Raw genomic sequence first — 22,935 nt, forward strand, 5'->3', positions numbered from 1 at the left:
CTTATCGGGCAGGCATTCATTATCTAAAAGAAACAGATATTTCAAAATGAGATAAGTGAGGGACATAGCTTATGCTATCATCCGCCACGTGCTTCTTTGATCGCTTTTGCTATCTTTCTCGCAACCGCGGTCTTTGGCTCTTCATTATCCACAAGGATACGACCGCTTGCTTCCCACCATGAACGTGGGTATTTCTTATCAGCTTCCACTTCAGGATGCAGGTTCAGCTTCTCAGCAGCTATTGAGATCTCCCTTAGCTCCGGCTTCTCCACAGAACTTTTCCTGGAGATGATCCTGCCATCTTTTCGGGACCTGGACCTGTCCAGGTTTGCCGGCCAGATAACCAGTTTCCCTTTGTCGCGCATCATCATGGGGCATAGATTGGAACTCATATAATTTAAACTTGGTCAAATGTCATACCTCAAAAACATAAAATAGTGTCAGAACCCATATGCAATCAATTCTAAAGAGGAGATATCAAATGGCTTTTTTTGGTACAAACGGAGTAAGGGGCATTGCCAATGAATACATCACACCACAGCTTGCAATAGATGTCGCAAAAAGCCTCGGAACCTACATGGGTTCAAAGGGGATCATTGCTATCGGACGTGATACAAGGATCTCCGGGGAAATGCTGAAATCTGCAGCGATCGCAGGAGCACTTTCCACAGGAGTGACCGTTATAGACATCGGTACTGCACCGATACCTGCAATACAGTACTATGTAAGGGACCATGCTGACGCAGGCATCGGCATTACTGCCTCCCACAACCCAAGAGAGTACAACGGAATTAAACTGGTTGCAGGGGACGGAAGTGAGTTCTCACGAGAGGGAGAGAAGGTCGTAGAGGGCATATACATGTCAAAGGAGTTCTCCACTGCAAGCTGGGAGAGGACAGGCAATTTCTACAAGGACAACAACGCCAACGAGTACTATATCAACGGCATCATCAATTCAGTGAATGCTGATAATATACGGGAAAAGAAGTTCAAGGTGGTTGTTGATACCGGCTGTGGCGCAGGTTCGCTCACACTGCCATTCCTGCTCAGGAGACTTGGTTGCGAGGTCATAACACTCAATGCACAGATTGACGGAACATTCCCATGGAGGAACCCCGAGCCGACACCTGATGTCCTGACAGAGCTTGCAGACATCGTGAAAAGCAGGGGTGCAGACCTTGGTGTGGCACAGGACGGCGATGCTGACAGGGCTGTGTTCTTTGACGAGAACGGCGACTTCATCGACGAGGACGTGCTCCTTGCAATGATGGCAAAATACATCCTTGAAAATAACAAGGGACCTATCGTAACACCCGTAAGCTCTTCCCAGCGTATGCTGGACGTTGCTGAAGAAGCAGAGGTCGAACTCCACTGGACCGCCGTCGGTTCTATCAATGTGGCAAGAAAGATGATGGAAACAGGTGCGGTATTCGGAGGAGAGGGCAATGGAGGACTTATATTCCCTGAGCATCAGTACTGCCGTGACGGCGCCATGGCATGTGCAAAACTGCTTGAGATCATGGCATCAGGTAAAAAGCTGTCATCCCTTGTGAAAAGCGTTCCCGAATATTTCAATTCAAAGACAAAGGTCCACTGTAGCACTCTTAATGAGACCATGGAGAGCATAAAGGAACATGTCATGGACGGGGAGCATGAGGTGGATACCACCGATGGCGTCAAGATCTGGCACGAGGATGGCTGGCTGCTCATAAGACCATCAGGAACAGAACCAATAATCCGCATATTCGCAGAAACGAAGACAGAAAAAAGAGCTGTACAGCTCATGAACGAAGGTGTGGAACTGGTAGAAAGATTCAGGGCCTGATCGATCAGGCCTTTCCCCTCGACTCGCCACAGATCATGCCTGTGGCGATCAGGTGGGCAACACGCAATGGTTCGGGAATATTGCCCCGGGTTGCTGACATCCTGACTATATCGCATGCCAGACAGGGCTCAATGCCTGCACACTGGATGAAAACAGGATTTGAGACATCCTTAGATATTGTTTTAATGACCTTTCCCGCACTCAGGATCAACTGCAATCTTTTATCTGCATCAGGAAGATGACAAAGGGCTTTCTTTATTTTCTCAAGGTCGGGCACCTCACGCATAAGAACGATCACCGGAATGCCGGTTTCCCCGTTGAGCCTTACAATATCCACCGGATTGAAACCACCGTATGTGACCCCGTCCAGCATGATAACACGTATCTGACCATAATGCTTACTGGAGGTCACCATCCCAATGATCCTGTCGGTAGCATCCATCCCGTCGCGGGTTATCTCCGATCGCATCACGCCATCCAGCCACTGGCCACCACGGAAGAAAGCTCCGACTATGAGTATGTTATCACGTATCAGTGCGGAATCATCTATTCCGAGTATCCTTATCTCCGGTTTGATATGGAATACCATGCTCACACGACCAAAATGACGGATTTATGAGAACATCTGGAGCGACGGGTCGTTTATGATATCTGGTGAGGATATGACCTTGTCCACTGCCTCAAGCATATTGTCCATAGTGATGTGGTCACTGTTCTGGCGAACTGCGAACATACCTGCCTCCATTACAACAGCACCTATATCCGCACCGCTTGCACCTTCGGTAAGCTTTGCCAGCTTCACAAGATCAACATTGCCATCGATAGAGAGACTTTCAGTGTGAATGCGGAATATGCTCTCACGCCCGGCCTGGTCAGGAAGCGGGATCTGTATCACACGGTCGAACCTTCCGGGACGGATTATCGCCGGGTCAAGCACATCCGGACGATTGGTTGCAGCTATTATGCGAATATCGCCCCTGTTATCGAACCCGTCCATCTCTGCAAGCAGTTGCATCAGGGTTCGCTGAACCTCACGATCAGCTCCGTTTGTATCATTCAACCTTGTAGCTGCAATGGCATCAAGCTCATCGATGAATATGATAGCAGGTGCCTTCTTCCGTGCCATCTCGAAGATATCGCGCACAAGTTTTGCACCGTCACCTATGTACTTCTGCACAAGTTCGGAACCTACCACCCTTATGAAAGTGGCATTGGTCCTGTGAGCCACCGCCCTGGCAAGCAAGGTCTTCCCGGTACCCGGCGGACCATAGAGCAACACACCCTTTGGCGGAGATATGCCTATGCGTAAGAAGGATTCAGGTCTTGTGAGCGGAAGTTCCACTGACTCAATTACCTCCCGTATCTGGTCATCAAGTCCGCCGATCTGAGAGTAGTCCACCTCCTGGGAACCTATGACCTCCATGGCAGAGATGACAGGCTCATCTGAAATGGGGATAACATCCACTACCGCCAGGGTCTGCTGGTTCAAAGCCACCCTTGAGCCGGGAACCAGAAGATCGGAATCGATGTCCCTGGACGCATTCACAAGGAACTGAGGACCGGTACTGCTTCTGATCAGAACCCTTCCGTCATCAAAGACATCGACCACGTTAGCAACCACAAGAGGCACCGATTTCAACCGGTCCAGCTCTGACTGCAGCCTCTGCGACTCACGTTCGTACTTGAGCTTCTGCGATTCCATAAATCTCTTTTCGGACTCGATCTGGCCACATTGCTCTTTGAGTAACATGTTACGGGACTCAAGCTGTTTCATACGGTCCAGAAGATACTTTGAAAAATCCTCATCGCTTCCGGAACCATACTCCCCGGCATTATTCACAATACTGTGGAAACTGTAGTTATCATTTCCTGATTCTTCATCTATTGTTTCGCTCATAGTTCCGAATATTATTTAAGTAGAAACGATATATAGCCCTTTCGAAAAGAGCAATGCAAAGACACTTCAAGAGATGATACCAAATGCAATGCGAAATATGTGGCACAGAGATAAGAGGGCAGCCAATAGAAGTCACAATCGATGGAAGCCAACTTAAAGTGTGCAGCAAATGTTCACAATATGGAACAGCAGTAAAAGCACGTTCACCTGTATCCAGGAAGATATCACCAGTAGCTCCAAAAACAAGCGTAGCTGCCCCAAAGAGGACCGGCCCGCGACGCGATCCTTTCGCAGAGCTTAGTGATGAACTCGTTGATGACTATGAGAAGATCATACACGATGCCCGTGAAAAACGGGGATGGACACAGGAAGTACTTGCCGCAAAGATAAAGGAAAAAGCATCACTTATCAAAAAGATCGAACGTGGAGAGATCGTTCCGGAAGATTCTGTAAGAAGGAAGATCGAAAAGGCATTGAACATCCAGCTTACAGAACGCGTTGGTGAAGGAGACTGGAATGCTGACCGCCTTAACAGGGGGACCACACTCGGCGATATCGTGACGATAAAGAGAAAATAAAAGAACAGACCGGATCATCCACAAGATGATCTTTCTTTTTTTACGGTCAGGTTTAAAGTAGCAATATATTAACCAGGAAAAGGAAAAAACATGCAGCTTACAGACAGGAAGATAGGATTCATAGGCACAGGAAAAATGGGAGAATCCCTTATCAGAGGAATTCTCGGAGCACACAGCGATATCAAGATCTATGCAAGCGATGTCTATGAACCTGCTCTTGAAAGACTCAACAGTGAACTTGGCATCAATGTATCCACCGATAATGCCAACACCATAGGGAACTCCGACATTGTTGTACTTGCAATAAAACCACAGATACTCAAGGACATACTTGCACAGATCAGGGAACAGATCACAGCAGACAAACTTGTGATATCAATTGCAGCAGGCGTCCCTGTCTCAGCCATCGAGGATGAGCTCAACAACGACGCAAGGGTCATAAGAGTAATGCCAAATATCGCTGCAACAGTTGCAGAAGCGGCATCAGCCATCTGCACCGGCACAAATGCAACTGCAGAAGATGCAGAGGTTACACTTGAGATCTTCAGGTCCCTTGGAAGTGCCATACAGGTGCCGGAAAAGCTCATGGATGCCGTCACCGGACTTTCAGGAAGCGGCCCTGCATACATATTCCCAATCATAGAGGCAATGGCTGACGGTGCTGTCTACGAAGGGCTTGACCGCGCAAGCGCCATAACACTTGCCGCACAAACAGTCCTTGGTGCTGCAAAGATGGTACTTGAAACAGGAATGCACCCGGGAGAACTTAAGGATATGGTAACATCCCCTGCGGGCACCACTATCCGAGGAATACACGTCCTTGAAGAAAGCGGAGTCAGAGCTGCTTTCATGAATGCGGTCATCGCATCTGCTGAAAGGTCAAAGGAGCTAGGCAAATAAAGCCAGCTTTCTTTTTTAATTTCAAAATTGAAAAACAAAGAACAATATCCAAAGATTGATATATCGGGATGACCGTATTCATTTTATTAAACTTCAATCAAGTTTATTGTGGGGACTAAAAATGAAATCTTTTGCTGTAATTCGGGCAGAGGACCCGAATAAGATAAAAATAGCTTTGCACGATCTAGAACACTATGGGAGTATGAAGTTCGGATCGAATCCGAAAAGGATCGAACCATCTTATGCAGACCAGCTTCTTGTAAGCGTTTCCGGAGTACCGCTAAAATCGAAGTGCAACTCTGCGGCCCTTGTAGAACTGGAAACAAATGCAGGTGCTGCGATCAGTAAGTTAAGGAAGATACATCCACCAGCACATGTTGTGATAGTCAGTCCAAGACATGATGCTTTTGAGGAACTTGCAGACAATTCTGAACTTTACCCTGAGTTTGACAGGGCATTCGAAGTATAAACGTGGCTTACCATAAAGCCGCATCATTTCTTTTTTCAACAATCATCATTCTTCTTAATAACCATCATTCCTTTCTGATAGATCAGATCTCATTTTACGGACGGTCATTAACATCTGCGGTCAGAACATAGCAGATGCCAGCAGAGGACCAGTCAGATAAACGCAGAAAGTATGCCACATATCAACAAGGCAATTATCAAAACATCCAGAGAATAGTAAAAGGAATGGGGCCGGGACCGAGAATCGAACTCGGATCGTAGCCTCCACAGGGCTACAGGATAACCGCTACCCTACCCCGGCACGGTAATAGGGTGCTTCATTGCGAAGCACCTTATACTAGTACTTTTATTAGATAAACTTTTTGGCTCAAAACCCGGGATTGAGGAGTTATTTAAGCCTCTCAATGATAAGATCTGCCACCTGTTTACCTGAAATGAGCATTCCACCGAACACAGGACCCATACGTGGGGCACCAGCAACAGCATTAGCTGCCATACCATCAACATACAGGTTTGGATACACTTCCTTTGTTGTCTCCACAAGCATGCGTTCTCCGACGTCTGCCCACATTGGTTTTTCACCTACGACACCAAGTTCGCCCAGCTTTGCCCCGGGAACCTTGCGCTGTACAGTGTTACAGACAGCTGCCTCATGCCCGGTACCATCGACAACCACTCTGGCACGAATTGCCAGCGGGTCAACATGGAGTCTGCCGATCTCCACAGCAGTCCAGTTGATTACAAGACCGCATACCTCATCGTTGTCCCTTATCATGACGTCCTCAACATTAACGAGGTTAAAGATCTCGGCTCCTGCAGTTGTTGAAGCGCTTATGAGCTTTCCGACAGCTTCGACGGAATTAGCAATATAGTAACCTTCCTCGTATTCATGGTAGTTAATGTCGAAATCATCGAGGATATGACGTGCCTCTTCCTGGACAACTATACGAGGGAACATCATACCGCCGGCCCACATGCCTCCACCGACAGACAATTTCTTTTCATAGATAACCGTTTTTAAGCCTGCCTCTGCAAGGTATTTTGCAGCTACAAGGTTTGCAGGGCCTCCACCTACAAGTGCCACATCAACTTCGGTATAATCAAGGAATACTTTAGAGAACTCATCTATAATCGCTCTTGAAATCGTGACCTCATCAAGTTTCATATTATTGCCTCATGATAATTAAAAATCCAAGTGGTGATTGGAAACATGTATCTTAAAGTTATTGGAACCGGCAAAGACGGTATACAGTGAGGACAATATCATGAAGTAGATGGAACTGAATACAAAAAACGACAGCTTGTGAGAGAAAAAAGAGTGGACAAAACGGAAATGGAGTGATCAAATAAATTATTCTGCATTTAAGGTTTTCTCAGAGTGAACCAGAAAACACTTCCCTGTCCTTCAGGATTATCTTCAACACCTACTTTGCCCTCATGGAGTTCAACGATCCTTTTCACAATAGCAAGACCAAGACCTGTACCTTTGATATTGCCCTTATCCAGCCTCTTGAAACGTTCAAAGACAAGTTCCTTGTCCCCATCAAGTATACCAGACCCCTGATCAATGACCCTGACATTCCATTCGTTACCGGAATCATCAATTTTCACAGTAACGACCGATCCCCGAGGACTGTATTTAATTGCATTTGAGATCAGGTTCATGAAAACCTGTTCGATCATCGGATCTGCAAGTGCAGGATAAGAACCCCCAATTCCGATCCTCAGTTCGATCCTGTTCTCCTCCAGCTGTGATTCAAGGGACTGGGCAGCATTCTCAACCACCTCACCAAGATCCAGGGGCTTCAACTTCACCTGAGAAACAGATTCAACCTTTGCAAAAGTGGCTGCACTACTTATCATGGTGATCAGCTTATCGTTAGTACGCTTTATTGACTGGAGCATACGGAAATCCCCCTCCTGAAGTTTTCCCCTTTTGAGGAGAAGGTCCGTAAAACCTTTTACTGCACCTGCCGGGTTCATCAGGTCATGCCTGATTATATCGATAAAGAGGTCCTTCAGTTCATTGGAGTGCTCGAGTTCTTCGGCATATTTTTTCAGCCCCGTTTCTGCCCTCATACGTTCGGTGATGTCTTCACCTGAGGTCAGAACACCCGTAACATTTCCATTCTTATCAGTAAGAAGAGAATTATGCCAGCTAATAAGTCTTTCTTCACCATCAGCTTTGATTATCCGGCTCTCACAGTACTCGAACTTACCCATATCCCCCTCAAGCATTTTGCAGAACATCTTTTTCATATATTCTGCATCCTTTGCAGGGAGGAAAGAATCGAACCAGTTCTTCCCAAGGACAGCATCCTCGCTTCTGCCAAGGACCTCGCAGCCTTTCCTGTTAACAAGAGTGACATTCTGTTCCCGGTCCAGCGCCAGAAGGATCACACCTGCAACGTCAAGATAGTTCTGTGCCTGATCACGCTGTGCTACGAGACTATTGTGCAGTTGTTTGATCTTCAGTAGAGACCTTACGCGAGTCTCCAGTTCAAGCCGGTCTACGGGTTTTGAAAGAAAATCATCCGCACCTGCCTCTATGCTCCGGATCTTGTCTTCCTTGCCGGACAGGGCAGTCACCATAACAACAGGTATGAAATTGTAAAGAGGATCCTCCTTTAAAGCCTTACATACATCAAAACCACTCAGGTCCGGCATCATTACATCGAGAAGGACAAGGTCGATATCTTCATTCCTGACTATCTCAAGCCCTTCTGCTCCACCGTAGGCCGGGACCACATCATAATCCCCGGAAAGATAGACCTCCATAAGCTCTACATTCAGCGGTTCATCATCGACAATGAGTATTTTTGGAAGGGGAGCATCGTTCATATTTCACACCTGAATAAAAAATTAAACAGAAGATCCCATGTATTCAGCTATCTGAGCACGGAACAGTGGAACATCGATGGGTTTGGAGATATATCCGGTACACCCTGCATCAAGGAACTTTTGCCCATCACCGGTCATAGAATGTGCGGTCAGGGCCACAACAGGGATATCAGCGGTCTCCGGGTCGTTCTTAAGATGCCACAGGACCTCAAGACCATCCATACGCGGAAGCTGCATATCCAGCAATATGAGCTCATAATTTCCACCCCTAACTTCATCGAGGGCCTGTGCTCCATCTTTTGCCTGACCTACAGCATAGCCCTAGGATTCCAGCAGGACCACGGTCAGTTCCATATTCATAGGATTGTCTTCCACAACAAGGATCTTACCCATTATTAACACCATTTTCAGACCGACAGATTTCAGTATATCATTACACAAAGCCTTTCCATAAAAAGAAAGGCAATGGTATCACATATCAGGACAACATAAATGGAACATATATTTAGAACTATCACTCTTCCTTACGATATATCACAGGTAATTATATAATTTATCCCGTTAAGGTCATATACCGAAATGTAATTAGGAACCTAATCCACGGATCAAATGATAGTATCATGAGACCACACATAACTTCAAAGGAGAAAACTGCAGGAAATAGATTAAATCAGATCACCTGCATACCCAGCCTAAGAACAAAAAGAGTTGATAAAATAGTCCGATCGGCACAGAAGACAACGCTAAAAAGAAATCGGGAAGAGAACACTGATCCTTCCGATTCCACCGCAGACATAGTCATATTAAAACCAAAAGGATATCCACTAAGCAGTATGCTTGACGAATACCCGGAGATAGAGGACCCGGAGATCTTCGAGCAATATGCAAGGAAACAATGGAAAGGATCCGTAGTACGTAAAGGAGAATACCTTTTCGACCACAGGATGTATCCGGACTTTGCCTACAAGGTTCTCGACGTCGAGCCACCAGAGTCTGTCATCGGGATAGAGACCATAATAATAGTCAACGAAGAGGAAAAGGAGAACGTTTCTGCGGAACCCTCCACAGGCATAACGTTCGATGATGTCATCGGACAGAAGAATGCACGCCGAAAATGCAAGCTGATCGAGCGCTTCCTGGAAGAGCCGGAAAGATTTGGAAAATGGGCACCCCGCAATGTGCTGTTCTTCGGACCTTCAGGTACCGGAAAGACGATGCTTGCAAAGGCCCTTGCGAACAAGACCGATGTACCGCTCCTTCCAATAAAGGCCACACAGCTGATTGGGGAGTTCGTAGGAGAAGGCGCACGTCAGATCCACCAGCTTTACGACAGGGCCGAAGAAATGCAGCCATGCATAATCTTTATTGATGAACTGGATGCCATCGCACTGGACAGGAGATTCCAGGAACTTAGAGGAGACGTTGCAGAGATAGTGAACGCACTTCTTACCGAGATGGATGGCATCGTTGAACGCCAGGGAGTCTGCACCATAGGAGCAACCAACCGCATAGACAGCCTTGATGCTGCCGTAAGGAGCCGTTTCGAGGAAGAGATCGAGTTCATATTACCTGATGAGCAGGACCGGCATAGCATAATCGAACAGAATATAAGTACATTCCCCATCAATGCAGGAGATATCGATCTTCAGCGGATCGCAAAGCTCACAGCAGGACTCTCAGGAAGGGATATCGTTGAAAAAGTGCTCAAGACCGCCCTCCATCAGGCTATAATCGATGACAGAGACGAGGTCGGGCAGGACCTTTTTGAGAATGCGATATCAAGATTGGTGAAAAAAGAAGACACCGGTGCCCTGAGTAGACTTTATATATGAAAAACGGAACCTTTAACCCCAATAGGTGAAATGTGATACTATGACCACCATCAGTGAAAATGACAGGTTCGAATGCAGAGTAGTGAATATAATTGATAACCTGAAGCAGTGGAAAGGAGTTACCGTGGAAGATTTCGATTCCGGCGGCAGGGTGTACTTTGCCAGGGTCAGGGCCGAAGGTTTCAACATCAGCATAGGCGATTCGCTCTACATTGGAATAAAGGAACTGCCTTATGGATTGGAAGAGATGTCCATGGAAGTCCACCTCTACGATGAAGACGATAACGAACTGGACTGGACGATACTCTGAGAATAGAAAGGCATTTGACTTCCATATCTTTTTTTAATTGTCGTTGCGCTTTTTTTCATTAATTCAGTCCTGTTCACCCGTCAAGCCATTCGATCCCATAGTTGTGGATGATACCATTTTCATCAGGAACTGCCACTTCCGGAACAACATGTTCCATTAGCGTTGCAATGCATCCAACATTAAAAAGATCAATGGGACCGGGCCAATCCCTGCGGACAGAATCCATATCGAAGAAAGCCAATATGTTCACGACACCTATAGTTGAGCTATATTCCGAATTTGGAGGTAACATCTCCGGTACAAGCTCGAAGACAGGGGCCGTACTAAGTTCAAACCATTCGTGATTGATTATGATGTTCCACTATTCCTCAGAGCCCTCCTGTGCATACAGTGCTTCCATTGCATAATTGATATTGATGCTCAGCTTCTTAACAGCAGGGACTTCACGAGCTATGAGGTCTTTCTTTCGGTTCTGATCATAACGGAAAGTTTCAGGATACCGAAACATCTGACCAAGGTTCAGTTTTTCAGAGATCATCCTGTTGAGGTCATGCCCTATCTGCTCAGGCTTTGCAAAGTTCATTGTTATTGCCTGGTCAATACGATTCAAAGGAGTATCATGATCCTCCATTGCAAGTCGTACCGCAGTATTGCAGACCTTTGCAGTGATCTTATCGACACCTCTGGATATCCGGACATCATTGTCCTTCAGGGAAGCTATTTTCATGATCACATCATTGAACTCACATATATGATAGGGATCTATGATGTTCTTTCCATCAAAAGTTCCGGACTTAACAGTATGTTGCTCATGTAACATTGCACCACCAACCATTACAATCAATAGTTTGGGGAGCCGGACTTAAAAACGTTATGCAATAAGAAAAAGAAAGGGATCGGCCCTTATTGATCCCTTAAGGGCACCTCGACGGACATCAGGTCCTCTGCAATAATGACGTCTTCAAATATCGCTCTTGCATCATTGAGAAGAGGGGTTACGTCATCCGAGTACCTTGAACTGATATGTGTGAGCACCAGCTTCCTGACACCTGCCTTCCTTGCCAGAGCTGCAGCTTCGCCTGCTGTGGAATGCATTGCCTCTTTTGCCCATTTGAGCTTTTCGTCGGCAAGTGTACCATCATGTATCAGAAGATCAGCATTTTCGCTTGCTTCCAGAACGTCCCTGCAAGGCCTTGTATCGCCGGAATAGATGATGGTCCTGCCCGGACGGGGGGCGCCTACAACATCTTCAGACCTGATGACCCTCCCATCAACTTCCACATCCTCCCCTTTATGAAGCTTTGAAAAAAGAGGACCTACAGGTACACCAAGTTTGACAGCTTTCTCACGGTCAAACCTCCCCGGACGGGGATCTTCCACAAGTGCATAACCAATGCTCCTTACATTGTGCTCCGTCTGCAAAGCAACAACAGAATAGCCATCCTTCCTCACGACATCGCCGCGCTCCATCTTAACGGCCCTTATTTCGAACTTCAGCTTGTAGTAACCAAGGGCAGAGAGCAGCTTTACGAACTCCTCCACCCACTCAGGACCATATATTGTGAGAGGCTCGGTCCTGCCCTGGAAGGACATGGTCTGTACAAGACCCGGCATTCCAAGAATATGGTCTGCATGAAAATGAGTGATGAATATTGAGGAGAGATTCATCATTCCGGTCTTTGCCCTCATCATCTGCTGCTGGGCACCTTCACCGCAGTCGAACATTATAAGTTCGCCGTCCCTGTTCACCATGATCGCAGATGGATTACGGTTCTTTGTAGGCAAAGACCCGCCAGTCCCTAAAAATGTTACAAGAAGCATAAATAACAATTATACGATAGAATTATTTATCACTTATCACAATTGAAATTCCAATGAACAAAAGGAAAAAGCCGGGTGGCTCGAAAAGTTCATATAGAATCCTATTAGTAAAGGAACTCCATTAACCGATTATATATGATAGAAATTCATTCTACTAATAACAAATAAGAGGACAAATCATGCTATTTCAGGGAAGATCCAGAAGGAAATACACAGGAGCAAAGATCAAAGCTGCACGCAGCAAGAGGAAATTCGAACTCGGTCGTGAACCTGCAGAAACACACGTTGCTGACACAAAGAGGAAGAACGTCGCAACACGTGGCGGAAACAGGAAAGTAAGGCTCCTGCAGGCAAACGTTGCAAACGTCACAAACCCTTCAAACGGTAAGACAATTGTTTCAGCTATCGAGACAGTTGTTGACAACACTGCAAACGAACACTACGTCAGGCGTAACACCATCACAAAAGGCGCAGTTATCAAGACCGCAATCGGCAATGCTATTGTCACAAGCCGTCCAGGACAGGATGGTGTGGTCAACGCAGTACTGATCGAGTAAATTCCTACTTGATCAACTTTTTTAATCCCGGGAAGTTCAAGGTATGGATGAGCAAACACGTAATATATTGGAGATCCTTGAAGAAGATGCAAGGATCAAGCCAGAAGAGATCGCAAAGCTCGCAGGCATGACCGTTGAGGAAGTGGAGCAGAAGATCGAATCACTTGAAAGATCAAAGATAATTCGCATGTACAAGACAGTCATTGACTGGGAACTGGCAGGCGAGGATTACGTGTACGCGATCATTGAACTCAAGGTCATCCTTGAACGGAAACTGGGATACCAGGCAATTGCCGAGAGGCTATACAAGTTCCCGGAAGTGCGCTCAGTCAGGCTGCTTTCCGGTGAACATGACATTTCTATAACAGTGCGCGGCAATTCCATGAAACAGGTCGCCTTCTTTGTAGCGGAGAAGATAGCGACACTGGATCAGGTCCAGAGCACTGCCACACACTTTGTTCTGAAGACCTACAAAGAAGATGGGCTGATCCTGGACGAACCAGACCAGGTCAAGAGACTTGCGGTCTCCCCATAAGTTTATTTTTCTTAAAAACTGCTTTTCCTTAAAAGGAGGCACCTATCTTGAGAACACAATGCAACCCCTCCAGATTTATATCGAACAGTATGCAAAAAGTACCGCCATCAGGTATCCGTAAATTCTTTGATATGGCGTCAGGGAATGAGAACATAATCTCCCTCGGAGTAGGAGAACCTGATTATGCCACACCATGGCATATCCGCGAGGCGTGCATACACTCTATCGAGCACGGGGAAACATCCTATACATCCAACTATGGCCTGATGGAGCTTCGTGAGGAGATCTCAAGATCATACGTTAAGAGACACAACGTCTACTACGCGCCGGAAAACGAGATACTTGTCACAACCGGAGTCAGTGAGGCGCTCGACCTTGCAATAAGGGCCATCACAAACCCTGGCGACGAGATCATTGTGGTCCAGCCTTCATACGTTGCCTACGTACCATCCGTTATATTCGCAGGCGGAGTCCCTGTGACCATCGGTGCAAGAGGGGACAATGACTTCAAGATCACAGCTGAAGAGATAGAAGCCGCCATTACGGACAAAACAAAAGCAGTGATCATCAACTATCCGAACAACCCCACAGGTGCAACAATAAGCAGGGATGAACTGGAAGCCATTGCAGACGTCATCGTAGAGCACGATATCATGATGATATCGGATGATGTCTATGAGAGGCTTACCTATGAAGGAAAACACACGTGTTTCTCAGCTCTTGAAGGAATGCGGGACAGGACGATCATGCTGAACGGCTTCTCAAAGGCATATTCCATGACCGGGTTCAGGATGGCATACGCGCTGGCAGCGCCTGAGATCATCAGTTCCATGATGCTGATCCATCAGTATTCAATGCTCTGCGCCCCGATAACTGCCCAGGTGGGTGCTATCGAAGCTCTCCGCAACGGCGAGGAAGAAGTACAGAAGATGGTACGTGAATACGACCGCCGCAGGAAGCTCATCGTCGGCGGGCTCAACGACCTGGGACTTGAATGTTTCAATCCAAGAGGAGCATTCTATGCATTCCCATCCATCAAGAGCACGGGACTTACATCTGATGAATTTGCAGAAAGGCTTCTCAAAGAGCAGAACGTCGTCACGATCCCAGGGGATATCTTCGGAGATACCGGTGCAGGTTACCTTCGCTGTGCTTACGCAGCATCAAGGGAAGACATCAGGGAAGCTCTTGACAGGATAGCCACATTTATTGACGGATTATGAGAACATACCTCACCATCCTTCTTTCAACTTATTTTTCAAACAATACAATTGACCGATCAGCAAACAGGAGAGCTGAAAGCACCTGATTATTGAAGTTAGAACTATATAGGAACCACTTCAGGAATGGACCTACATAAAATGATCGACCGGAAAAAGAGAATCAATTACTCCCAAGGAGCTCTTTATCGATATTCTCAATAAGACCGGTTACCTTCGTATACCACAACTCTATGTTCTCCTTGAGCATTTCCTTGACCCTCAAAGGATCAATGGCAACATATTCATAATAATATCCACCGATGTCGATGGTCTTTGTCTCACGGTAGACAAGGCCAGACGAGATAAGGTTCTGCAATGAACGATAGGCAGTACTGCGTTCCCTGTTAAGATGCTCTCCAAGATTTTCGGCAGTCATTGGTCCGTTAGCAAGCAAGCATTTGTATGCATCCATATCAAGTGCCTTCAGGCCAAGTATGCATTTTGCCACATCTTCACATTCACAGTTTGCCCTTAACATTTCCCGTATTGTTGCTGTCATTATTCACCACTTATAATTTGATGGAACTTATGAATCACTCTTGTACAGTTTATACAAAACCATAATATTCACGTCGTTAATTATATATATAGTTTATCAGAATCCCTCAACCCTTGACAACTATAATTCCTGAGAACGAACGTTCAAGTGAACCACTGGACACTGAGCGACTGATATACCACCCCGATATGATACGTGCCAACGAGTGGGTACTTTCTGAATATCAGCCCCCCATAAATGATTTTTGCATCTTTGTACCCTGTGCAATGAGGAAACCTTACCACACCAGCCCCTCACACAAAATGTATGATAGGATCATCTTCGGCATACTGGAAGCCGGGGATGTTCACGTAGTGGTATTCGGAACCTGCGGGATCACACCTCGTGAGATAGACACTGAATATCCCTTCACGGATTACAAGTTCATGATGGGAAAATGCAATGTTGCAAAGATAAAGCGGGATTTCATCAAGATGGAAAGTGAAAGGCTTGCAAAATACCTGGAAAAAACACGCGACAATTACAAACATCGCATAGCTTACTGCATCGGCGATTTCAGGACAGCCATGGAAAAAGCGGTTGAGATTTCAGGCATAGAGGTCACCATCGTCCCTGCCAGGAGAACAATGGAAGAGATCGCAGACCCGACCAAGCGCTTCAAATATGGAAGCCTGAGCCAGCGGGAATATCTTCAGGACTTTTCAGATGCTATCACCAATATCCTCAACATACCACCGCGAACAGTGGGAGTCCATGAGGACCACTCCACAAATGATATGGACTGGTACCTTTTGTAAAAATGCCAGCATCCCCAGTCTGCTGATCCGGAGAAAGAGTTAAATTTCCCATAAGATTGGCTTTAATTTTCAAATTCTGATCCAAGCTGCAAAGCGGGCACCAGGATCAAACAAAGTAAAAAAAGAGGTACCTCCCAGGTACCTGTTCATTGGACAAATTATTTTTCAAGATATGGAGACTGTGCAAGTACAGCCATACCGCTATCAGAGATATTGAGCACCCTTACCTCGTTGATGGTACTGGAACCCCTGAGCTTCATTACATAGATGGTACGCTGAAGGTTGCTTCCGATAATCTCACGGCCCAGCTTGATAACAGAATCTGCACCATACTCGACCATCTCATCAAGTCCGAACATAACACCAACGGTCACAAGAGCTGTGACATCACGCCTTCTGAAGATACCGAAGATATCATCGATCAAAGTGCGCAGCTTGTAGTTGGACTCGATTGCAAGGAACATTGCCTCAATGGAATCGATGAAGACACGGTCAGGCTTTGTTTCCTCGATCTTGCTCTCAACAAGTTTCTTGAAGCTCTTGATAAGCTCTGTTGGAGCGATCTCCACACTCTTCTGAAGGCGAAGGCTTGGATCTGTGATGTCTACAAACACCAGCTTACCTTCTGCGACCTTTGAATCGAGATCCCATCCGAAAGAGGATTGCATTTCACGCACAATTGACTTGGATTCCTCGGATGTGATTATGCACATCACGGTCTCGCCTTTGTCGATACCTTCCAGCAGGAACTGGGTCCCGAAGATCGTCTTACCGGTACCGGATTTACCAGAGACCACATTGGCAGTCCCTTTGAAAAATCCACCATGCATCATTTCATCCAATCCACGAATTCCCGTGCTAACCCTTTCTTGAGCTACTTCGTCAGCCATCTTTACACCTGATAATATAGTTAGATCATGTAGATTTTTTTAAAATAGAATCATGAGATCCTTGCAGACATAATGAATACATTTTCTCCCTACTCAAATAGATAAGTACCCATTAGCATCTGCGTTATCTATTCCTCTATGCCTTGTTATGATATAAAAAATGATTTATCCGCTAATAAATAACACCAGGGATCAACCATCCATACCAACATCTTCCTCCTTTATTATCTCGAGGAAAATATCACGGAACATCAGTTTCTCTATGGTACGGGCAACATAACCCCTGTGCTGATGCATCTGGATATCCTCATTAAGACGCATATCCGAATCCACCTGCACCCTTATAAGACACAGACGGAACTGTTCTGCATCCCCGATCTCCATCATGTAGAACTTTTCCAGCAGATAGGGAAGAAGATAAGGATCATCTATTGCCTCACAAAGGAGGAGCTGTTCTTCAGGGATGTCCTTTATATCAGAACCTGCATTCATATCACCTGTAACAAGCCTTATTGTTTCCAGAGAATAGTTCTTATCACCCAGAGTTACTAATTCCACCATACCAAACCCCATTATTTTAATGCGAAGATCTATCCCTGAGGATATCCTCACAACGTTTCAGATCCTCTGCCGTATTTATGTTCAATGCGATCTCAGGATCATCCAGCATATAATTAAGATATTCCTGTTCTTCATTGATATATTTTCCATCAAGGATATTGATGCCTGCAGGAACGATCAGTTGTCCGCTCCAGTTGAATACAGTGTCAGGCCTGATGCCTACCTCACTGCATAGAGAGAGAGGTATGAATACCGACATGGAAGATTTCCCACAGACCTCATAGGCATCAACGATCGAGTCCAGAAGTTCCGGGGTCACAAGTGGAAGATCAGACATAATGATCATGACAGGCTCATTTATACCGGCACTCTCCACAGCATACACCATGTCCCCAACATAGTTATCACCTGCTGTATTGATGGCCTGTATATGGTCACCATAATTCTCCTCCACAAGCTCTTCAGTAGCAGGTGTTGAAGGAGAAACAGCTACGAAGATACGGTCGATACGTGAAGAACCTTCCAGAGAATCGATAACATAGCTTATAAGAGGTTTTCCCAGAAGTTCGACACATGGCTTCTCACCCATGCCAAGACGAAGCCCCTGCCCGCCTGCCATTATAACAGCGTCCAAACAAATCCTCCATAACCGTTATTGGAAGCCATGATCACAAGGGTTATCACGATCAGTACGATCACACGTGCGATCTCGTTGGAAGTTCCGATACAGTCCCCATTCACACCTTTGAAGTGGCGGTTGGAAATGTTCAGTATGACAAGTGCGCTAAATATAGATGCCACATAACCTATCGCACCAATGGAACCGAATGCCAGCACACTTGCAAATGCACCGAGGATGAAAGATAGCACATATCTGGGGAAAGTGGTGCTGTTTATGATCATGGAACCAAGTCCTTCGTGTATCGGCTTTCCGAATGCGGCTATTGTGAGCATTGCCTGCTTGGCGCCGATCTCTGCCACCAGAAGTGAAACTGCAATTATGAAAGCAGCATTGTCAGAGAAGAACAATGCTTCCGCCTGAAGGGCAGAAATGGCTGCGTAGAGTGCAAGCAGAGTAAGGACCGCATAACCGACACCTCCTATACCCAGGGAAACATCCTTGAGAGCCTTGATCTTCTTTTCCAGCGACCCGTGAGCGGTAGCACCGTCACCAAAATCGGCCAGGCCGTCAAGGTGGTTCAGGCCTGTCAGATAGTAAATGAAGGCCATGATAAGGACAGCACTGATCGGGTCCGGCAGGAAGGTCTCAGTAATGAAAGCAAAGGCCCCGATCAGAATACCCAGGACCACACCAGCGAATGTCTGAAGATAACTGCGTTTTACCAGTTCGTCCAGACCTTCCATGGTGATACCCACAGGTATTGTGGAAAGGAAGCCAAAACTTGTCTTAAGTGCAAGGAAAAAGTTGTTCATGCTGCCATCACATCACTTACTTCTTTAGCTTTACGTTCTTTCTCAGCTTCAGCCGCATCCGCCATGCCTCTGGTGTACATGTTAGCAGAAACGCCACCTATAAGACCACCTATTATATCATCCATGAAAGGACCTAACTGAGAGAGGATCCCAGGCTTCTTTTTATCAAAACGAACGAACTCGAACATGCCCTTGTCACCACTGATATATTTGGCAATGCTCATTCCCATGACCTCATCAGCAATTATGAAGGTCAGGTCCTTCTCATAAGAACTTTTGCTGATATTCGGCAGCTTTCCTTTCGCACCATCCCTTTCCAGAAGTATGCCGGAATAGATCAGAAGACACAGGTTGGCATCAGATACAGCAATATCAAGCTCCCTTCTGAAACGCTCTTCTGCGATCTCCCTGGTCTCCAGACCGGGGTGCGGGGCATAGAGCTCGAGGGCTGTGTCCACAAGCATATCCACAGTTATTCCTTCCTCCTCCAGTATATCAATGATATCGGAAGTTATCTCACCATCCAGTTCTTTTGGCTGGTCCTTTTTCAGGTCCTGAGAGTCTATATCTGAAAGTTTCATGATGATCACTTATAGTATGATTAGACGTAGTTGATTATAACTGATATTATATAGATTAACACGGCAAACGAGAACACTGCAAGTACAGATGCTGCAGCTATTACAACTGATGCCTGTTTTATATCCTCTGCCACCGGCAGTGAAAAGTCCTTTCCGATCACATAGGTGTTCGGCTTCTCCAGGCGCACTCCAAGCACACCGGCAACGGCGGCCATCGGATATCCGGAATTTGGAGACGAACAGGAACGGCAGTCGCTGGTAGCACATCTGATGGCACCACCATGATCAAGCCTCTTCCCTTTAGAGATCATTCCCGCAAGCACGGACCCAAGGGTAATGTAAACAACACAGATACGTGCAGGTATCCAGTTCAGCACATCATCGGTCTTTGCCGAGAAGTACCCGAGGTCCCTGTGTTTCTCGTCCATGTATCCCACCATTGAATCAAGAGTGCTCACTGCCTTGAAGATGTATGCACCTATAAGACCATAGGGACCAAGGATCGCATAGTAGAACAGAGGGCTCAATATTCCGTCAACGAAGTTCTCCGAACATGTCTCTATAACGGATGAAGATACCTGACCTTCGCTGAGCTGTGATGTGTTCCTGCTGACATACATGGACAGTTTCTGACGTGCGGAAGGCAGATCTCCCTTTACCAGTTCGGCATTGACCTCCATACCTGCCTCAATAAGGCGGCGTATGGCAAATGTGGACTTGAGGAAATACGCCTCGATCAGAAGCACAACAAAACCCGGCAGGAAAGGCAGATCTGCTATAAAAAGCACGGCGCCGGCAATTGATGCTGCGAACAGTATGACAATAAGGGCGAACAATACGCCATAGAGCTTCCTGTGGGTTGCAGGAGCTGATCTTTTGAAGAAAGCTATCAGATTGCCTATCCAGACCACCGGATGCAGGGATGTTGGCGGTTCACCTATCAGAAGGTCAAATGCGGTTGCAAGCAGAAGGACCGAAATGAGATGATCGGTATCAGCAAGGAACAGATCGATCATAGAAGAGGCTCCAGAACCTTAGTCCATGCTTTTTTCAATTTATCTCCCATGGAACCTTCGCCTGAGAGCTCATTGAGAATCTGTTCCACAACATCCTTCTTGTGGACTATTACACAATCCTCACAGCTCCAGACCTTTCCGCCGCTTGAGCGGTCCACCCATTTCCCGCCGGTACGTTCATCCTCGCATTTGTAGAACGGGCAGAAACAGAACGTGCAGTCCTGTCCGGGGAAATGATGGCATGGATAATAGGGACAATCGGTATTGGGACCCTGTGGCCTCACATCACCGCTCTCAAGCATGTCAATAAGGTCCGACCGTGCATCCTCCCTGGCCTTTTCCACAACGACCTTTCCCATTGCACGTGAGAGTCGGTCCGTTTCTTCCTTAGGCCTTACAGCTATCCTTACAAAATCCTTGCCCATGAACGGGAATGAACTGCAATCCCTGATAAGCACGCCATGGGCAGCAAGGCGCCGGGTAAGTTCAGTTGAATCGAATGCTGAGTTGCTTATGTCCACGAGAATGTAATTGATCTCAGTATCTATAGGTATGAACTTGCGTATCTTTGAGATGCGTTCTATGAGATACGCCCTGTCCTTCTTTATTGCCTCGCGGGACTGAACAAGATATGGGCTGTCACATCCACCTTCCATGCTCATTACTGCAATACCGACCTCCTCCGGAATGGATCCGAGGTTCCATGAAAGCCTTGCAGTATTGAGTGCATCTGATACTCTTTTTGATGCGATACCAAAACCGATCCTGATACCGGGAATTGCAAAGTCCTTGGTCAGGGAACGGAGTATGAAAAGATAGTCATTGCTCTCGACAACATCGGAAATGCTCTGTGAAGGATCATCAGCAAGTTCAATGAAAGCTTCGTCGAGGAAAAGAAGTGTGTGTTTCGATGCACACCTTTCCGCCAGTTTCAGAAGGTCTTCCCTGGAACGCAGTTTACCTGATGGGTTGTTCGGATTGCACACAAAGAGGATCTTTGCGCCTTCAAGAACATCATCCGAAAGGTCCATGACATCCTCCTGCCTTATGTAGCGCACATCTGCCCCCGCAACCTTGCACTGTTGTTCGTATTCAGCAAATGTGGGGTGTGGTATGAGCACAACATCGCCTTCATCCAGTACGGCCTCTGCCACGAGCCTTATGATCTCGCAGGAACCGTTTCCCGGAACGATGTTATCGACCGAAAGGCCGTTGCCAAGAAAATTCACTGCTGCAGTGCGGTATTCAAGATAGCGGTTATCCGGATACTGACCGAATCTTTTCGCTGCCTTTTCCAGAACAGCATCAAGGTCGAGGCTACCGGAAGGATGTTCGAAAGGACTACCCAGAGGATTGAGGCTGGCGCTCAGGTCCAGCATATCCGATTCAGGGATCCCATAACGGTCAGCCATCTCACGGATCAGGCCTCCGTGAGCCGGACAGGCAAGTTCTGCAACATGCTCTTTAAGAGGGATTTGTTTTTTTTGTGACACGCTTATCGGATAATGTAAAGAAGAGCAAATATATTAAGTTATTCAATTTAGGTTTCTTTAAGGAAATACCAGATTGAATAAAACCCGATACTATAACCAACACGTGTTCGAAGTGATAGCCGAGGAAATAAGAAAGTGATAAATCAGATTGGTTTGATTCCAATACGGAAGGCGTTTATTTCGACATCATTTCCTGACATTTGCGAAGACTTCCCACAGAGTCAACATTGATTGCTATTTCAGGAATGTCAATAAGGTGATCACAGTTTTCCTGTTCCTCATCTATGATCTGCGAATCAAGGATATTGATACCGACCGGAACAAGCATCTCACCCTTTTTGTTAAATACAGTACCCGGTCTTAATCCGAGCTCGCTGTACAGCCTGAGAGGTGCATAGACCGACATCGCAGGGAAGTCGCATTCATCATAGGCCTTCGCGATCATATCTATATGCAAGGAGGTCACCAGTGGCAGATCAGGCATCAGGACCATCACAGGGCCGGCACATCCGGAATCATTTACAGCTTTTACCATATCACCCACATAATTGTCCCCTGTCGTATGCAGTATAAAGACCCTTTCATGGTAGTTGTCCTTCACACAACTTTCAGTATCCGGGGAATAAGGTGATACCTGAACGAACACACGGCCTATATGCATTGCACCAAGAAGGGAGTCCAGCAGATAGTGGATAAGTGGCCTATCCATGAGCATGACACATGCTTTTTCCTCCATACCCAGCCTTTGCGTCAGGCCACCTGCCATAATGATAGCATCCATATCAAACCTCCGGAATACAGGCGATCATGATAATTCCGATAATCCAACTTTAAAATG

General features: G+C 46.4%; 27 protein-coding genes, 1 tRNA gene and 1 pseudogene. 10 read left to right on the forward strand and 19 right to left on the reverse strand.

The features are described 5' to 3' along the window. Positions 1-77: 77 nt before the first annotated feature. The gene (locus ACR3I3_RS01350; protein WP_440952785.1) at positions 78-392 is read right to left on the reverse strand and encodes a signal recognition particle protein Srp19; all 315 of its coding nucleotides are present in this window, start codon (positions 390-392) and stop codon (positions 78-80) included. Between the two features lie 89 nt (positions 393-481). On the opposite strand from ACR3I3_RS01350, the gene glmM reads away from it, so the two are divergent. Continuing rightward, the gene (gene glmM / locus ACR3I3_RS01355; protein ID WP_440952786.1) at positions 482-1,825 is read left to right on the forward strand and encodes a phosphoglucosamine mutase; all 1,344 of its coding nucleotides are present in this window, start codon (positions 482-484) and stop codon (positions 1,823-1,825) included. A gap of 4 nt (positions 1,826-1,829) precedes the next feature. On the opposite strand, the gene ACR3I3_RS01360 is transcribed toward glmM, so the two are convergent. Continuing rightward, positions 1,830-2,420, reverse strand: a complete 591-nt coding sequence (locus ACR3I3_RS01360) for an endonuclease dU (RefSeq protein ID WP_440952787.1) — start codon at positions 2,418-2,420, stop codon at positions 1,830-1,832. An 18-nt stretch (positions 2,421-2,438) separates the two neighbouring features. Further along, the gene (locus ACR3I3_RS01365) at positions 2,439-3,722 is read right to left on the reverse strand and encodes a proteasome-activating nucleotidase (RefSeq protein WP_440952788.1); all 1,284 of its coding nucleotides are present in this window, start codon (positions 3,720-3,722) and stop codon (positions 2,439-2,441) included. Positions 3,723-3,805: 83 nt separating this feature from the next. Here ACR3I3_RS01365 and ACR3I3_RS01370 point away from each other — a divergent pair, with 83 nt between their 5' ends. The 3 genes from ACR3I3_RS01370 (at position 3,806) to ACR3I3_RS01380 (ending at position 5,669) form a co-directional block, all read left to right on the forward strand. Further along, positions 3,806-4,300 (forward strand): multiprotein bridging factor aMBF1, encoded by a 495-nt coding sequence (locus ACR3I3_RS01370; protein ID WP_440952789.1) that lies wholly within the window; start codon positions 3,806-3,808, stop codon positions 4,298-4,300. A gap of 90 nt (positions 4,301-4,390) precedes the next feature. After that, on the forward strand, positions 4,391-5,200 hold the full coding sequence (gene proC / locus ACR3I3_RS01375; RefSeq protein WP_440952790.1) for a pyrroline-5-carboxylate reductase: 810 nt from the start codon (positions 4,391-4,393) through the stop codon (positions 5,198-5,200). Between the two features lie 121 nt (positions 5,201-5,321). Continuing rightward, positions 5,322-5,669 carry a DUF356 domain-containing protein gene (locus ACR3I3_RS01380; RefSeq protein WP_440952791.1) on the forward strand — a complete coding sequence of 116 codons (348 nt, stop codon included), beginning with the start codon at positions 5,322-5,324 and terminating at the stop codon, positions 5,667-5,669. 225 nt (positions 5,670-5,894) lie between these two features. Here ACR3I3_RS01380 and ACR3I3_RS01385 read toward each other — a convergent pair. The 4 genes and pseudogenes from ACR3I3_RS01385 to ACR3I3_RS01400 all read right to left on the reverse strand — a co-directional run. Next, positions 5,895-5,969: transfer RNA gene (locus ACR3I3_RS01385), tRNA-His, on the reverse strand. Between the two features lie 87 nt (positions 5,970-6,056). Next, complete coding sequence (locus tag ACR3I3_RS01390) at positions 6,057-6,833, reverse strand: sulfide-dependent adenosine diphosphate thiazole synthase (protein ID WP_440952792.1); 777 nt, start codon at positions 6,831-6,833, stop codon at positions 6,057-6,059. 197 nt (positions 6,834-7,030) lie between these two features. Next, the gene (locus tag ACR3I3_RS01395; RefSeq protein WP_440952793.1) at positions 7,031-8,509 is read right to left on the reverse strand and encodes a response regulator; all 1,479 of its coding nucleotides are present in this window, start codon (positions 8,507-8,509) and stop codon (positions 7,031-7,033) included. Between the two features lie 21 nt (positions 8,510-8,530). Further along, positions 8,531-8,770 (reverse strand): annotated as a pseudogene (locus ACR3I3_RS01400) (response regulator); the annotation flags it as partial. Between the two features lie 455 nt (positions 8,771-9,225). Between ACR3I3_RS01400 and ACR3I3_RS01405 the strand changes: the two are divergent. Both ACR3I3_RS01405 and ACR3I3_RS01410 read left to right on the forward strand, forming a co-directional pair. Then, positions 9,226-10,341: an AAA family ATPase gene (locus tag ACR3I3_RS01405; RefSeq protein WP_440953724.1), complete on the forward strand. Its 1,116-nt coding sequence runs from the start codon at positions 9,226-9,228 to the stop codon at positions 10,339-10,341. A gap of 25 nt (positions 10,342-10,366) precedes the next feature. Next, positions 10,367-10,651: a hypothetical protein gene (locus ACR3I3_RS01410; protein ID WP_440952794.1), complete on the forward strand. Its 285-nt coding sequence runs from the start codon at positions 10,367-10,369 to the stop codon at positions 10,649-10,651. Positions 10,652-10,724: 73 nt separating this feature from the next. Here ACR3I3_RS01410 and ACR3I3_RS01415 read toward each other — a convergent pair whose 3' ends face one another. The 3 genes from ACR3I3_RS01415 to rnz form a co-directional block, all read right to left on the reverse strand. After that, on the reverse strand, positions 10,725-10,901 hold the full coding sequence (locus ACR3I3_RS01415; RefSeq protein ID WP_440952795.1) for a hypothetical protein: 177 nt from the start codon (positions 10,899-10,901) through the stop codon (positions 10,725-10,727). A 111-nt stretch (positions 10,902-11,012) separates the two neighbouring features. Then, positions 11,013-11,471 carry a hypothetical protein gene (locus tag ACR3I3_RS01420; RefSeq protein WP_440952796.1) on the reverse strand — a complete coding sequence of 153 codons (459 nt, stop codon included), beginning with the start codon at positions 11,469-11,471 and terminating at the stop codon, positions 11,013-11,015. 83 nt (positions 11,472-11,554) lie between these two features. Further along, positions 11,555-12,472 carry a ribonuclease Z gene (gene rnz / locus ACR3I3_RS01425; protein ID WP_440952797.1) on the reverse strand — a complete coding sequence of 306 codons (918 nt, stop codon included), beginning with the start codon at positions 12,470-12,472 and terminating at the stop codon, positions 11,555-11,557. Between the two features lie 179 nt (positions 12,473-12,651). On the opposite strand from rnz, the gene ACR3I3_RS01430 reads away from it, so the two are divergent. Genes ACR3I3_RS01430 through ACR3I3_RS01440 form a run of 3 tightly spaced genes read left to right on the forward strand, consistent with a single transcriptional unit; the run spans position 12,652 to position 14,787 of the window. Then, positions 12,652-13,029 (forward strand): 30S ribosomal protein S8e, encoded by a 378-nt coding sequence (locus tag ACR3I3_RS01430; protein ID WP_440952798.1) that lies wholly within the window; start codon positions 12,652-12,654, stop codon positions 13,027-13,029. A 43-nt stretch (positions 13,030-13,072) separates the two neighbouring features. Beyond that, entirely contained in the window at positions 13,073-13,564 is a 492-nt protein-coding gene (locus ACR3I3_RS01435) for an Lrp/AsnC family transcriptional regulator (RefSeq protein WP_440952799.1), read from the forward strand. 47 nt (positions 13,565-13,611) lie between these two features. Next, positions 13,612-14,787, forward strand: coding sequence for an aminotransferase class I/II-fold pyridoxal phosphate-dependent enzyme (locus ACR3I3_RS01440; RefSeq protein ID WP_440952800.1), 1,176 nt, complete (start codon positions 13,612-13,614; stop codon positions 14,785-14,787). 160 nt (positions 14,788-14,947) lie between these two features. On the opposite strand, the gene ACR3I3_RS01445 is transcribed toward ACR3I3_RS01440, so the two are convergent. Next, a complete protein-coding gene (locus ACR3I3_RS01445) occupies positions 14,948-15,325 on the reverse strand; it encodes a helix-turn-helix domain-containing protein (protein ID WP_440952801.1) in 378 nt (125 codons plus the stop codon). Positions 15,326-15,438: 113 nt separating this feature from the next. Here ACR3I3_RS01445 and ACR3I3_RS01450 point away from each other — a divergent pair, with 113 nt between their 5' ends. Beyond that, positions 15,439-16,122, forward strand: coding sequence for a DUF5591 domain-containing protein (locus tag ACR3I3_RS01450; protein ID WP_440952802.1), 684 nt, complete (start codon positions 15,439-15,441; stop codon positions 16,120-16,122). 158 nt (positions 16,123-16,280) lie between these two features. Here the strand turns inward: ACR3I3_RS01450 and ACR3I3_RS01455 are convergent, their stop codons facing one another. The 8 genes from ACR3I3_RS01455 to ACR3I3_RS01490 all read right to left on the reverse strand — a co-directional run bounded on the left by ACR3I3_RS01455 (position 16,281) and on the right by ACR3I3_RS01490 (position 22,878). Further along, positions 16,281-17,012 (reverse strand): RAD55 family ATPase, encoded by a 732-nt coding sequence (locus ACR3I3_RS01455; protein ID WP_440952803.1) that lies wholly within the window; start codon positions 17,010-17,012, stop codon positions 16,281-16,283. Between the two features lie 192 nt (positions 17,013-17,204). Continuing rightward, complete coding sequence (locus ACR3I3_RS01460) at positions 17,205-17,573, reverse strand: hypothetical protein (protein ID WP_440952804.1); 369 nt, start codon at positions 17,571-17,573, stop codon at positions 17,205-17,207. A gap of 16 nt (positions 17,574-17,589) precedes the next feature. Continuing rightward, on the reverse strand, positions 17,590-18,207 hold the full coding sequence (locus tag ACR3I3_RS01465) for an NTP transferase domain-containing protein (protein WP_440952805.1): 618 nt from the start codon (positions 18,205-18,207) through the stop codon (positions 17,590-17,592). Continuing rightward, positions 18,192-19,007: an adenosylcobinamide-GDP ribazoletransferase gene (gene cobS / locus ACR3I3_RS01470; protein WP_440952806.1), complete on the reverse strand. Its 816-nt coding sequence runs from the start codon at positions 19,005-19,007 to the stop codon at positions 18,192-18,194. Before cobS ends, ACR3I3_RS01465 begins: the two co-directional genes overlap by 16 nt. Continuing rightward, positions 19,004-19,588 carry an alpha-ribazole phosphatase CobZ gene (gene cobZ / locus ACR3I3_RS01475; RefSeq protein WP_440952807.1) on the reverse strand — a complete coding sequence of 195 codons (585 nt, stop codon included), beginning with the start codon at positions 19,586-19,588 and terminating at the stop codon, positions 19,004-19,006. Before cobZ ends, cobS begins: the two co-directional genes overlap by 4 nt. Positions 19,589-19,608: 20 nt before the next feature. Next, the gene (locus tag ACR3I3_RS01480; RefSeq protein WP_440952808.1) at positions 19,609-20,604 is read right to left on the reverse strand and encodes a cobalamin biosynthesis protein; all 996 of its coding nucleotides are present in this window, start codon (positions 20,602-20,604) and stop codon (positions 19,609-19,611) included. Continuing rightward, entirely contained in the window at positions 20,601-22,097 is a 1,497-nt protein-coding gene (gene cobD / locus ACR3I3_RS01485; RefSeq protein ID WP_440952809.1) for a threonine-phosphate decarboxylase CobD, read from the reverse strand. The genes ACR3I3_RS01480 and cobD overlap by 4 nt, the downstream gene beginning before the upstream one ends. 175 nt (positions 22,098-22,272) lie before the next feature. Continuing rightward, positions 22,273-22,878: an NTP transferase domain-containing protein gene (locus tag ACR3I3_RS01490; RefSeq protein WP_440952810.1), complete on the reverse strand. Its 606-nt coding sequence runs from the start codon at positions 22,876-22,878 to the stop codon at positions 22,273-22,275. Positions 22,879-22,935: the final 57 nt, after the last annotated feature.

Source organism: Methanococcoides mangrovi, from assembly GCF_052057775.1.
Classification (GTDB): Archaea; Halobacteriota; Methanosarcinia; order Methanosarcinales; family Methanosarcinaceae; genus Methanococcoides.

Coding starts and splice junctions, on each gene's coding strand:
- ACR3I3_RS01350 (WP_440952785.1), bottom strand. CDS start 392: ATGAGTTCCAATCTATGCCCCATGATGATGCGCGACAAAGGGAAACTG.
- glmM (WP_440952786.1), top strand. CDS start 482: ATGGCTTTTTTTGGTACAAACGGAGTAAGGGGCATTGCCAATGAATAC.
- ACR3I3_RS01365 (WP_440952788.1), bottom strand. CDS start 3,722: ATGAGCGAAACAATAGATGAAGAATCAGGAAATGATAACTACAGTTTC.
- ACR3I3_RS01370 (WP_440952789.1), top strand. CDS start 3,806: ATGCAATGCGAAATATGTGGCACAGAGATAAGAGGGCAGCCAATAGAA.
- proC (WP_440952790.1), top strand. CDS start 4,391: ATGCAGCTTACAGACAGGAAGATAGGATTCATAGGCACAGGAAAAATG.
- ACR3I3_RS01380 (WP_440952791.1), top strand. CDS start 5,322: ATGAAATCTTTTGCTGTAATTCGGGCAGAGGACCCGAATAAGATAAAA.
- ACR3I3_RS01390 (WP_440952792.1), bottom strand. CDS start 6,833: ATGAAACTTGATGAGGTCACGATTTCAAGAGCGATTATAGATGAGTTC.
- ACR3I3_RS01395 (WP_440952793.1), bottom strand. CDS start 8,509: ATGAACGATGCTCCCCTTCCAAAAATACTCATTGTCGATGATGAACCG.
- ACR3I3_RS01420 (WP_440952796.1), bottom strand. CDS start 11,471: ATGTTACATGAGCAACATACTGTTAAGTCCGGAACTTTTGATGGAAAG.
- rnz (WP_440952797.1), bottom strand. CDS start 12,472: ATGCTTCTTGTAACATTTTTAGGGACTGGCGGGTCTTTGCCTACAAAG.
- ACR3I3_RS01430 (WP_440952798.1), top strand. CDS start 12,652: ATGCTATTTCAGGGAAGATCCAGAAGGAAATACACAGGAGCAAAGATC.
- ACR3I3_RS01435 (WP_440952799.1), top strand. CDS start 13,073: ATGGATGAGCAAACACGTAATATATTGGAGATCCTTGAAGAAGATGCA.
- ACR3I3_RS01445 (WP_440952801.1), bottom strand. CDS start 15,325: ATGACAGCAACAATACGGGAAATGTTAAGGGCAAACTGTGAATGTGAA.
- ACR3I3_RS01455 (WP_440952803.1), bottom strand. CDS start 17,012: ATGGCTGACGAAGTAGCTCAAGAAAGGGTTAGCACGGGAATTCGTGGA.
- ACR3I3_RS01460 (WP_440952804.1), bottom strand. CDS start 17,573: ATGGTGGAATTAGTAACTCTGGGTGATAAGAACTATTCTCTGGAAACA.
- cobS (WP_440952806.1), bottom strand. CDS start 19,007: ATGAACAACTTTTTCCTTGCACTTAAGACAAGTTTTGGCTTCCTTTCC.
- cobZ (WP_440952807.1), bottom strand. CDS start 19,588: ATGAAACTTTCAGATATAGACTCTCAGGACCTGAAAAAGGACCAGCCA.
- ACR3I3_RS01480 (WP_440952808.1), bottom strand. CDS start 20,604: ATGATCGATCTGTTCCTTGCTGATACCGATCATCTCATTTCGGTCCTT.
- ACR3I3_RS01490 (WP_440952810.1), bottom strand. CDS start 22,878: ATGGATGCTATCATTATGGCAGGTGGCCTGACGCAAAGGCTGGGTATG.